The 14,264-nt window shown below is 45.4% G+C and carries 1 protein-coding gene; it reads left to right on the top strand.

Going from position 1 to position 14,264, the window contains the following annotated elements:
• On the top strand, window positions 1–14,247 hold the full coding sequence (locus RBB12_RS02525; protein WP_306026650.1) for a T9SS type B sorting domain-containing protein: 14,247 nt from the start codon (window positions 1–3) through the stop codon (window positions 14,245–14,247).
• The last annotated feature ends 17 nt before the right edge of the window (window positions 14,248–14,264 follow it).

Below are 14,264 nucleotides of genomic sequence, written 5' to 3'. Positions count from 1 at the left end.
ATGACCAAAGTCTTATTCAAATCTATTGTTTGCCTACTGGGCATAGGGCTTCTTAGCTCTGCACTTCATGCTCAGGTGGAGGTGCCTTTTACCCCAAGGCTGGACAATTCCTATATAAACATCAAGGGAGATTATACCTTTTTGGCCAACTCTATTCTTAACCGAGTGGATGGAAGCAATACGGCCAACGACCCCTATAATGGCAATAACAACAACAACAATTTCCACAGAGATTATATCGATATTGATGGAGATCCGTCCACCTTTAGTTCTAGTAGCTCTACCCTAACCTTGCCCGATTGTTCCAGAATCTACTGGGCCGGACTCTACTGGTCGGCCAATTACCAACAAGAGGTAATGAACAACACTCAAATCTCTGGACTTCCGAACAATGATTCCAGACGTTTGGACTTTAGGCAAATTAAATTTAAGGTCCCCGGCGGAAGTTATATCGATATTGTCGCCGATAACAACCCTGACCCCGTAGGAGAGGAAGATGCCGTAATCCATGATGATGTCAACTTCAAGGACTCCCCTTATACCTGTTTTGCCAACGTTACGAATCAGCTTCAAGCTTTGGCAAATCCAGCAGGAGAGTATACCGTTGCTAACGTTAGGGCCACACGAGGAGTAAGCGTCGGTGGTGCCGGTGGTTGGACATTGGTTGTCATCTACGAGAACCCAACGCTTTCTGGAAAATATATCTCTGTTTTTGATGGATACGCTGGTGTTTCCGGTACTTCAAGTGCAGATATCAATGTGTCTGGATTCAATACCATTCCATCCGGACCGGTAAGGGCCCGTTTGGGGGCAAGTGTCGTAGAGGGAGATAGAAGCATCACAGGAGATGCGTTCCGAATCCAAACTCCAATGAACCCTGGTTTTACCAACCTATCCAATGGTTCCAACCCTGCGAATAACTTCTTTAATTCAAACATTACCATTGATGGTGCAGATGTTACCAACAGGAACATATATGCGACAAACACCCTTGGCTACGATGCGGATATTTTTGAAATCAACAACCCCTCCAACAGTATTATAGACAATGGCGAAACCGATGCCACCTTGCGTCTTTACACACAAGGGGATGGCTATGGCGCATTTTTGGTGACCTTTGGTATCGAAGTAATTGAACCCAACATTGTACTTGAAAAAACGGTAGAGGACATTGGAGGAAACGATATTACCGGAGCCGGGGTAAATCTTGGTCAAACCTTGGATTATGTGCTTTCTTTCCAAAATACAGGGAACGACGATGCCACCAATTATACCATTAGGGACATATTACCGATTAATGTTACTTTGGACGAATCTTCCATCACAATGCCAGCAGGTGTTACCTATACCTACGACGCTGCCACTAGGGAAGTGATGTTCAGTATTCCTGACAACCTTATTGAGATTGGCGACCCTATTTCACAAATAAGAATGCGGGTACAGGTGGCCCAGAACTGTTTCGACTTTATTGATGCCTGTACCGATGTCATCCAAAACTTGGCATATTCCACCTATCAGGGAATTATAAATCCGAACCAAATCACGGACGACCCCAGCGTTTATGACTTTGATGATTGTGGTTTTGGTACGCCCGGAGCCACCAACTTTCTATTGGACGATCTAAGTGCCTGTAATTTTACCAGAACCGTACAATTATGTGGTGAAGACGTACTTCTTGATGCCGGGGACAACTTTGACAACTACATTTGGTACCGCGATGAAAATGGGAACAATACTATTGATGTTGGTACCGACACTGTAATCACTGATGGGGATGCGGACAACGACCCGAGTACCCTTTTAGTAAGTGAAACCGGAACATATCTTGTGGACAAACAAGTGGCCGATCCGTGTAAGGATTTCCAAGAAATCATTGTTGTGGAACTATTTGGATCTGTACAGTCCAACCCCATAACTGCTTTGATCAACGACACCTCAAACACCATTGATGGTGATATTGAAATATGCCCCAACGATGGTAGCGAGCTTCCCGAGATTTTCCTTTGTGGATTGAATGACACGGAGCTTATCCAAATCAATATTCCCGATGCCACGAGCATTGTTTGGGAGCAATTGGACGAAACCAGCTGTGGTGCTTCTGTAGATGGTTGTGCCAACACCAATACGGGATGTACCTGGAACACCGTGGACACCGGAAACGACTTTTTGGCCGAAAACACAGGCCAATATCGACTGGTCATCAACTATCAAAATGGCTGTTTTAGTCGATTCTATTTCAATATTTATAAAAACCCGTTAGACCCTCAGTATACTTCCAGCGACATTATTTGTGACACCCCCGGTAACATTACCGTGACCAATATGCCGTTGACTTATGAGTTCCAACTTGTAGATCAGTCCACAGGAACAATTGTTGAGCCTTACCAATCGAGCCCAAGTTTTGACATTGACACCAATGGTGCTTATATGGTGGAAATGAGACAGGCCGGTGTAACCGATGGTTGTGTGTTTGTTTTGGACAATATTGGTATACTGGACAGGGATTTCCAAGTGGATGTGGTTCCTCAGGACACAGACTGTAACGGTCTGGGCGAGATAGCCATCTCTGTGCTCAATGTAGAAGCGCAGTATTACTATGAAATATCCCAAGGAGGAACCGTAGTCGATACCCATGGCCCAACCAACGATAACAATTACACCTTCGAAAACCTTAACGATGGTATCTATGACGTAACCGTTACCACGGATGACGGGTGCGACTATACGGAACAAGTAACCATACAAGATCTTACAGACCTAGAACTTACCGCCAGGATTTCCCAGCATATTACGTGTAGGGAAGGTAATATTTTGATGGAGTCCACGGGAGGAAGAACGCCGCACACCTACGCTATTTGGTCCTTTGTGGATGAAAACGGGGTTACCCAAATTTCTTATCCAACTGTAAACGACGTTCCGGCTTCTGCCTATCAAACCAGTCAAATATTTGACATTTACGATCCCGGACAATATACTTTCGTGGTGGTGGACAGAAACAACTGCTACGATATTTCGAATACAGTTACTATCGAATTTCGACCTGCCGCTGATTTTGATCCAACCACGGTGACCGATGTGGTTTGCTATGGTGATGCTACTGGTGGGATTACTTTTAATTTGGTCAGTTCCAACGGATATCAACTTACCTACTATTTGTTTGATGCAACTGGTTTTGACGAGGACAATTACGATTTAAATAATGCCTTGGCCACAAACACTTCTGGGAATTTCCCAGGATTGACCGATGGGGATTATGTGGTGGTCATTAACCAGCGTAAAGGTAGTGCCTCATGTGATTATTTTGAGTATTCTACTATCTCAGCTCCATCCTTTGCTTTGGATGCCGATGCTGTGTTGACCCAAGATTATACCTGTTTACAAGAGGGTATCATTGAGGTTCAAAATGTAACAGGAGGGACCGCTCCTTATGAATATAGTATTGATGGCGTTACTTTTGGAAGTGCTTCAACGTTCAACAACCTTACGGATGGAACCTACACAGTAACCGTTCGTGATGCCGTTGGATGTGTCTTCACAGCCACTCCCATCACAATCGATCCGCTAGACCCACCAACGGATATCGATTTTGCGGCTACCAATCCACTTTGTCCAACCTTTACTTCCGATGTAACCCTAACCGTGACCGGAGGCGAGCCAAATTTGGTATATGAAATCATCTCTCCTGCAGGAAGTGCCGTTAACAATGGGAACAACAACACCTTCACTGGTTTGGCGCCCGGAACTTACCTTTTCCGTGTTACCGACAACGCAGGATGTACCTATGATGAAAGCTACACCATAGCCCCAGTAACGGAAATCTCCGTTACTGGTCAGCTGATTAGCAACATTACCTGTTTGGGGGATACCGATGGTGAAATCCAATACACGGTTAACAACTTTAACACAGACTACGATTATACCGTTACAGGGCCCGCCAGCTTCTCTGGAACAGGGGAGACCAGCGGAACCGTTTCATTAAATGGATTGGCTGAAGGAACCTATACCATTACCGTAACCGATAACTTTACCAACTGTACCGACACGGCAAGCGTTACCGTAGCTGCTCCCACAGCAGCTATTACAGCGCCAGTTACCATTACTCAGCCCACCTGTTTGGCCAATGGCTCCGTTTCCATTGCCGCTGCTGGAGGATGGGGAAGCTATACGTATGAAATCACTTCAGGTCCAGCAGGCTATACCCTTCCTGCACCACAGACCAATGGTTTGTTTGCTGGTTTGAACATTGGCGGCACCTACACCTTTACCGTTACCGACGCCAACGGATGCGTATATACCGATGACTTTGTCATTAACGAAGCGGTAGCGCCCGCATTGGACATTGTTCCAAATGATATTTGCTATGATGATGCTACAGGTCTTACCCTAACGGCCAATGTAATCTCTGGAGGGGATGGAAATTATGAATACAGCCTTAACGGAGGTCCATTTGTAACCAGCAATGTGTTTACTGGCTTGGGCCCTGGAACCCATACCATAGATGTGAGGGACGGAAATGACTGTACCGACTCGGAAACCATTACCATAGACCCCGAGCTGAGCGTAGTGGCTTCCGCTCCAAACATTACTGCATGTGCTACAGATACAGATATAACCATCACCGCTGCCGGTGGTGACGGCAACTACGTGTATGCCGTGGTGGCCAATGGGGCCACTCCAACAACTGGAGATTTTTCAACTACAAATCCTGTTACCGTTACTAGTGCTGGAGACTACGATGTATATGTACGCGACAATGGTGGAGCTTCAGGCTATTGCGAGGCAAATTATGATATCACCATTGCCCAAGATCCCCCATTGACCATTAATGTGACCAATACAGATATTCTTTGTAGTGGGGAAGCACAAGCTCAAATTACTATTGCGGCGTCTGGTGGAGAGGGACCGTATACGTACAGTATCAACAATGGGTCTACCTATCAAACCTCGAACACCTTTGTAAACCTTCCCGCGGGAAGCTACAATATCCGTGTAAGGGATGCCAACAACTGTGAAGTAACCGAAATCTATACGATAAACGAGCCTCTAACGCTATCTGCATCCGCCGCAGTTACAGCTTTGGCCGAATGTTACCCCGGTATGGGTGCAGAGGTAAGGATTACCAACGCAATTGGGGGCACAGCTCCCTACGAATATAGCTTTGATGGCGGTTCCAATTATGGCGCAAGTGCTATCGGCTACCTATTGCCAGGAACCCATACCCTTTACATTAGGGATGCCAATTTGTGTACCTATCCAATGACGGTTACCATTGACCTGGAACCAACACCCCCTACGGCAACACCGGCCATAGATTATGAGTGTGATGGAGAAGGAACGATTACCGTAACAACAAGCAGTACGAATTTTGATTATACCTATGAAATCAACGGAACCCCAAATACACCGAACACTTCCAACGTGTTCAGCAATGTGCCCGTTGGAAACCACACCATAACGGTTAACTATACCAGCAATATAGCTCCTTCCCCAAGTATTCTACTTACCGAAAACTTTGGAACCGGACCCAACACCAGTATTCCCGAAGTGGACCCGGCATACTGCTACGAGCCTCAAAACGGAACCGTAAATTCTTGTGGATGGGCGATTAATAACAGAATCCAAGACGGGGAATACTCTGTGACGCAAAACATCGTGAACCCTTACGGTTCGTGGTTGAGTCCAAATGACCACTCAGGTTTGCCCAATGGGCGCTTCTTGGCCATGAACGTTGGTGGTGCAGTAGGGCCCAATGGTATTATCTATGCCAAAAGAGGCATTGAGGTGGTTCCCAATAGGGATATTACCATTTCTCTTTGGGCATTTAACCTATTGAGAAATGGAACTGGTGGAGCCGACCCAGATATTGACATTCAGTTGGTAGATGGCGGCGGAACCGTAATTGCCAGTACAACCACAGGAAACGTTCCCAAAAACAATGGGGCCAACGATTGGCAGAATTACTCCGTGACCCTTAACCCGGGAGGAAACACCAATTTGGATATCGTAATTCGTACCAATTCGGCAGTAACCGGAGGAAATGATATTGCAATAGATGACATTGAAGCCTTCCAAACCCCAGAAGTGTGTACGGAATCGTTGACCATTAATGTGAATGTGGAGGACGGACGTGCCTTTGACGGTGCGATTACGGCATTTACCGACCTGACTTGTAACGGAGCTGCCGATGGCACCATCACTTTTGAGGCTGAAAACTTTGATCCAGCCATCGGATTTACCTATCAAGTGGATGGAGGTGCTGTTTCAGCGGCGCAATTTGCCAGTCCGATAACCGTAAACGGTTTATCCGCAGGGGCACATACCATCGAAATTGTTGACTTGAGAGACCCTGCTTGTTCAGTGGTGCTTAATCAAACCTTATCACAACCAGATGTGGTTGACGTTACTGCTTCGGTTACCACCCAACTCACTTGTACCAATGGCGGTGCAACCATAACGGCAACGGCGATCGGTGGAACACCAGTGTATCAATATCAATTGGAAGATAACTTAGGCGCCATACTTACTCCTTACCAATCATCCAATGTATTTACCGGCTTAACCGATGGTGACTATGTAATTAGAGTAAGAGACACCAATGCTTGTGAGGATACAACACCTATTACGGTAGATCCTTTTGAAATTCTTGCTTTTGATGCAACCCCAACAGCATGTTATAGCGGAAATAACGACGGTAGTATTCAGGTGGATGTTACCGCTGGAAATGGCAATTATCAGTTTAGCTTGAACGGCGGAGCGTGGATCACACCTTCCCCTTCAACAGCCACTTCCTATACGTTCAATAATCTGGTGGCCGGAACCTATACCGTAGATGTACGCGACCAATACGGTTGCTCGTTGCAGGACACAGTTACCATCAATCCAGCGTTGACGGCGTCTGCTTTCCTTAATAATGATTTGACTTGTTTGGCTGATGCTACTGTCACCGTCAATGCAAATGGAGGTTCAGGTTCATATACGTATGAATGGTCCAATGATGGAGGAACCAACTACAATTCTACTGGATTTACTGGCAATGTATTCAACACCAATGTGGATGGCTCCTATATGTTCAGAGTAACTGATACTTCCACCCCAGCTTGTAGTGCTGTAACCAATAGTATTGTAATTACTCCAGCAGTGCCGCCTGTTATCAGCAGTGTTACTCCTACCGACATTTTGTGTAACGGAGAGAGCACAGGTAGTTTGGATATTACCATAGAAACTTCTGTTGGAGTGCCGCCATACACCATTAATGTAGTGGAGACCATCAGTGGCACTGTTTATGGAACCCAAACAACAGGATTGCCAGCTGGTTCGTACGAAGTTACGATCACTGACGACAAAGGTTGTGTTTCAGCACCATTTCCCGCTGTAATCTCTGAACCTAGTCCGATCACATACACCACATCTGATGTTCCGATTACTTGTGATTCAAGTTCGGGAGTCACCAATCCAGGTTCCATTACTGTTTCCGGTGTTTCTGGCGGAACAGCAGAATATACATACATCCTTACGGCCAATAATGGTATTGCGCCACAAACCTATACCACCACTTCTGGCGCAAGGGACCATACCTTCACCGTACTGGAATTTGGAATCTATCAAATTGACGTAGTGGATGCCAATGGATGCGCATCTTTCACCACAGAGATTATTGCATCGCCGCCTAATGATTTGGATATTGATGTGAGCACCGCAACCGCAGATTGTGTCTCCGGAGGTACCGCTATAGTTACTGTAGGTTCCGCTGTAGGAAGTGGTAATTACGAGTTTGCCATTTTGGAAAACTATACTGCTCCTTATTCAAGCACCTATCAAGCACCTGACACGGTTGGTGGAGATACCGCTACCTTTACCGGGCTTACTCCTGGTATAACCTACACCTTCGTGGTATACGACCTTACTACCAACTGCTATTATTTTGAAGAAGCGGCAGCACCCATTAATACGCCATCTGCGATGACGGCTACCTTGGATGCTGTGAACAACGTCAGCTGTACAGGATCTGCAGATGGAAATATCTCATTTACCTTCACTGGCTTTGATAGTGGGGCAACCGCTGTAGATTACGAAATATTCAATAGACAATCCAATGTCTCAACAGGGCATAGTGGAACAGCCACAGTAAACACACCTACCACGGTGACCGTTAACAATTTTGCGACCCTGCCTCCTGGAGAATACTACTTATTACTCACCGAAGTAGGTGGGGCAATCAATGGATGTTCCGTGAACGGAGGTGAATTTACGATTCGTGAATCCGTCAATCCATTGGATTTGGATGTGGCTAGCCCACAAAACGACAATTGTAACCCCAATGCTGGAGTAATTACGGCAACAGGTAGGTTCGGTACCGCGCCTTATACCTATCAATACTTGTTGGATACTGATCCCGCACCTACTGCGGCAAGTGCAGGGTGGACAAACAATACTTCTGCCAACGTGGAAGCAGGTGACTACATTGTCTACGTCATGGATGCTTACGGATGTATTTTCCAAAGACCTATTACCGTTCATGAGGACCCAAGACCGGAAATCACACTATCTATTGTGGATGAATGTGTAGAAGAAGGTATGTTCGAAGTCTTGATTACCTTGGATAATCCCGGGGTGGCCATGTCCCCGTTCCAAATCAGTGTGAATGGCTCGGCATACCAAAACTTTAGCTTTAATGGAAGCAATCAATACACCGTTTCTGGATTAAGCTCTGGTAGCGGTCAGACCATTGCTGTAAGAGATTTGAACGGTTGTGCCGATACAGATACCTTCAATATTTCTCCACCACTCGAATTCACGGTAACGCAAACCGTTGCTTTGGACTGTGAACCGGGAGCTGCGGCCAATGCGGAATTACTAATAGAAGTTATATCAGGCTCAGGTAACTATGAATACATGATTGATGGTCCGGGTTCCAATGATGTGGCCAGAGGTGTGCTAACCTTGGATGCTTCCAATCAGTTTACGTGGACTGGTGCTGCCGCAGCTGGAAGTTATGATGTTATTGTATTCGATATGGGAACAGCACCACCAAACTGTCCGCAGACCATTACAATAAATGTGCCTGATGCCCCAATTCCTGATTTTACAGAGACCCATGTTGATGTGTCCTGTTTTGGAGGAAATGATGGAAGCATTACCTTGACAGCCGTTGATAACGGTATACTACCATTGAACTATACCCTTATACCAATGCCTGCCGGCGCTGTCCTGAATGGAAATACCTTTGAAAACCTACCTGCAGGAACCTATGATGTGCGAGCAGTGGGAACGAATAGCTGTCCTTTTGAGATTAATGGTATAGTAATCAACGAACCTGCTCCTATCTCTGTTCCTGCTCCTACAGTAGTTGAATTTGCATGTACTGCAGGAAACAATAGGAACAACGCTACTATCACTGTGGATACATCATCCATAACCGGTGGAAGTGGAAACTATGTGCGCTATGAATTTATCAACAACGCAGGTTCCGTAGTAGTGCAATCCGGAAGCAACCCTGTGTATACCTCAACCGACATCAACGGAGGAAACTATACCATCAATGTATACGATTCCAATGGTTGTTTGGGGACCACAACAGCTGTAATCGCTCCATTCGATCGTTTGGACTCAGCAACAGTAACCGTAGATGCAGTGGCCACTTGTGTCACCGGAGAGGATATCACCATTACAGCAATTGGTTCCATCACAGATTCCAATACACATCCTGCAAACTACGAGTTTAGGGAATTGCCTTCTGGTGCTTTCCAGGCTTCGGGAAGTTTCACTGGATTGAGTGTTGGCACTCACAATTTTGAAGTTAGAAATACGGTAACAGGATGTATCATTACCGTATCCCACGAAGTGGCCGATCCAGAAGTGTTGGATTTAAACATCGTAAACACCACGGATATCACCTGTTTTGGTGATACCAATGGTACCGTTGAATTGAATTTGGTAGACAGCTCCTCTGTTACCTATGCCAGTGCAACTAGCTATACACTTTATTACGATACCAATAACACGCCTACAGATACTTCTGATGATACTGTGACAACAGGTTCCGATGCCGATGGCAACTTTACCATAACAGGATTGGCAGCTGGTACGTATTACATTGAAGTAACCGACACCAATCCTCCAGGATCAGCATGTTTGTATAGTGAATCGTTCACGATTGCAGGCCCCGCTGCCGCCATTACCGGAGCTACTGTGGTAACCGATATCACCTGTTTAGGTAATGATGGTGCCATTCAAATTACCAACGTTGCCGGTGGATGGGGTGGATACTCCTACTTTGTAGGAATTACTTCACCAGCTGGCCCGGGAGATTATGTGGCCAGCCCAAATTTCACTGGATTGAGTGCAGGTACCTACGAAGCTTGGGTCATCGATTCCAGTGGCTGCGAGCAATTGGTGGACACCGCTGTGCTGACAGATCCAACTCCAATTACAGCAACTTTACAGGTCAATGTGGAAAACTGTACCAACCTGCAAGGAGAAATCCAAGTGGTTGGAACCGCTGGTGGCCAAGGAAGCAACTACACCTATCAATTGATCAGAAACGGCGCTACTGTAGGTTCTCCGCAAACAAGTACTGTTTTCTCAGGTCTTGGTGCTGGTTCTTACGAAGTACTTGTAGCCGATCAGTGGTCTTGTACCACAACAGTTGGGCCCGTAGTACTTACAGATGCCATGACAGCAACCACCACTGTGGATAAACCCATCGACTGTTCCTTGAACCCAGGAGGTGAAATCACAGTAAATGTATCGGGAGGTTCTTCCAACTTAACCTTTGATGTGGTTTATCCTGATTTAACAACAACTGATTCCAATACAACAGGAGTATTTACAGGACTTACACAACCGGGTGTTTACACCTTCACGGTAACCGACAACAATACAGCAACACCTTGTACGTACGTCGTTACACAAGAGCTTGATGATAAAGTTGACCCTGTCATTGACAATGTTTTGGTAGATGATGTCAACTGTTTTGGAGGTTCCGATGGAAGTTTGACCGTAGTACTAGATCCAGCAACTGTTGTAGATCCTGTGTACACTTACGAGCTTTACGAAATGTCCGATTTGGTAAATCCATACCGATTTGCACAATCAAGTCCAGTTTTTGATAACCTTCCAGCCGGTGATTACCGAGTAAGGGTAATATCATCTAGGGAATGTGATGACACTTTCGACGCTACTGTAGATGAACCAACTGTTCTAAACGCAAACGCAACGGCAACACCATTTGTTTGTTCACCAAGCAACTCGGTTAATGAATCGACCATCACCGTTGTGGCAGCAGGTGGAACCGCTCCGTACGTATATAGTTTCAATGGAAACAGCTTTACGTCTAATGATACGTTTGACATTGTGGATAATGGAACTGCCCAAACCATCAACTATGTGGTGCGAGATGCCAATGGTTGTGAATATCCTGATAGTATTATCGTTCAGCCATTGAATACATTTACCTTGGGTATCAATCAAGATGTGGCTATCACTTGTGCAAATCCAGAAACGGTAACATTGACCGTTACGGAAAGTATTGGTGGAGACACCTATACATTTGAACTGTTGCCTGTTGGAAATCCTTTTGGATCAATGACAGCTTCAACAACTACAACAGCTACCTTTGATTTGACCCAACCCGGTAGTTATACCTTTAGGGCCACCAACGACACTACTGGATGCTATGTAGAAACTACGCATACAATTGCACCTTACGATACCATTGATGTAGTGGCTACGGCAACATCACCTGCTATCTGTTTTGGTGATGCAGGAACTATTGAAATCAACGTTTCAGGCTACGTTGGAGCTTACGACTATGAAGTATTCCAAGCAAATGGAACAACAACAGGGGTTACCGGAAGTGGCAATACAAGTACCAATCCGTTCCAAATTCCAGATCCGACCGCTGCTTTGGTGGGTGGAAACTATTATGTGGAAATCGTGGGAACCAATGCACCTTTCTGTCCGGCAGTATCAGGCACAATAACCATTGTTTCCCCAAGTTCTGCACTAGATTACACCCCACAAGAAGTGGCCAATGTAACCTGTACCAATGATCAAGGTGAAATTTTAATAGCCCCAACAGGAGGTTACGCACCTTATGATATTGTTTTGACCAATACTACCACATCCCAAGTATATACCATGAACAATGTAGCCAGCTATGTGTTCACAGGTTTATCCGCAGGAGATTATACGGTAAGCGTTACCGATAATGGAGGTTGTACAGAGGATAGGACGATTACATTAATAGAACCAACTCCTATTACTGCGGACATTGATGCTGCTCCAATAGATTTATTGTGCTACGGTGCAGAAAGTGCATCCGTATGGGCAGATAATGTTGCCGGTGGAAGCGGTTCTTACGTATATCAGTTAAACTATTACGATGCAACAGGCGCCAATATCGTTTTCACCACGGGTGAACAGAGTAGCAATACCTTTAACGGATTGGGTGCAGGTATCTACAGTATCACTGTATCCGATGGATGGAATTGCGGTATAGAAACTCCTCAAGTTACCATTACGGAACCTACCGAGGTAATGGCCAGCCTTATTGAAGTGAGTGCCATGACTTGTAACAATAATGCAGAGATCATGTTGAGTGCCGTAGGAGGAACTGCTCCTTATTTCTACAGTACTGATGGTATCAACTTTACAGCAATGAGCGGTGGTGATACCCATACGTTCAATGTAGGGCCAGGAGCTTATCAATATTACGTAAGGGATGCCAATGGTTGTGATGCTTTGATTTCCAACCAAGTTACTGTTGATGCGGTTCCACCACTTACGTTGAACATTGACGATTCTGCTGCGATGATCAATTGTATGGGAGAGGCATCTGCGACCATCACGGCCCAAGCTACAGGTGGACTCGGTAACTACAGCTACGAATTGTTCGGAGATGCAGCTTTGACCAACTTGATCAATGGTCCACAACCCAGCGGAACCTTTGGTGGTTTGATGGCAGGTGATTACTATGTAAGGGTTACCAGTGACGATTGTGTTGAGGTTTCTCCGGTGATTACCATTGTAGACCCCGAACCATTGGTAGTGGAGAGAGAAGAATTTACAAATATTACTTGCTCAGGTGAGAACGACGGTACCATTACTGTTGAAGTGTCGGGGGGAACAGGTGAAATCCTATACGCTATTTCACCTAATCTAGATCAGTTTGATACGATGAACACCTTTACTGATCTAGAACCCGGCATCTATGATGTTATCGCACAGGATGTGAACGGATGTTTCATCACGTTCCAGTTTGAAATTACACAACCTGATCCTGTGGTGGCCGAAGCTATCAACATTATGGATGAGGTTTGTTTTGAAAGTGGTGATGGCTCCTTCGAACTACAGGTTTCTGGAGGTACAGCACCCTACGAAACAAGTTTAAATTCCACTGCGGATTCCAACTTTGTACAAGATCAGTTCTTGTTCCAAAACATGCCAGCCGGAACACATGTAGTGTTTGTAAGGGATGCCCAAGGTTGTGAAACAAACGTAATTGTGGAAATAAACCCAGGAGTAAACCTTGCCGCTACAGTTACGCCAATGTATGAATGTACCGGTAATATCCCAGATAATTATTTGGACATTGTAATGGAAGATGAATCCATTGCCAACGATTTGATGTACGCCTTGGATTCCACCGATCCTGCAGATATGCAGTTGGAGGCCGACTTTACCAACATGGCACCTGGAGACCATTACATTACCATTGCACATGCGAATGGATGTATGACAACCTACGACTTTACCATCGATTCCTTTGAACCTTTGACATTGACGTTGGAAAACAACACCATCAACCAGATTACGGCCGTGGCCGAAGGTGGTGTGGAAGATTATACCTTCTATTTCAATGGAGTGGACAATGGAACTGACAACACCTATTTTATCAATAGGACAGATACCTACACGGTAACCGTTGTCGATGAAAATGGTTGTGAGGCCACGGCAGAAATCTTTATGGAGTTCATAGATGTTGAATTCCCGAATTTCTTCACCCCAGATGGTGACGGTCGCAACGATTTATGGCTGCCAGACAACATTGAGGGCTTCCCCGACGTACTAATCAAGATTTACGATCGTTATGGTAGAGTAGTGGAAGTAATGGCCCGAAATGTTAAGGGCTGGGATGGAAATTATGATGGCAAACCATTGCCAACTGGTGACTACTGGTACGTTGTTCAATTACAAGGTGAACAGGATAACAGAGAATTTGTAGGGCATTTTACCCTATACCGATAATAACGCTTAACCTACTT

The sequence above is a fragment of the Allomuricauda sp. MMSF_3307 genome (assembly GCF_030733585.1).
GTDB lineage: Bacteria > Bacteroidota > Bacteroidia > Flavobacteriales > Flavobacteriaceae > Flagellimonas.
Note: the sequence above shows the minus strand (reverse complement) of the source record. Positions and strands in the feature narration are given on the sequence as shown.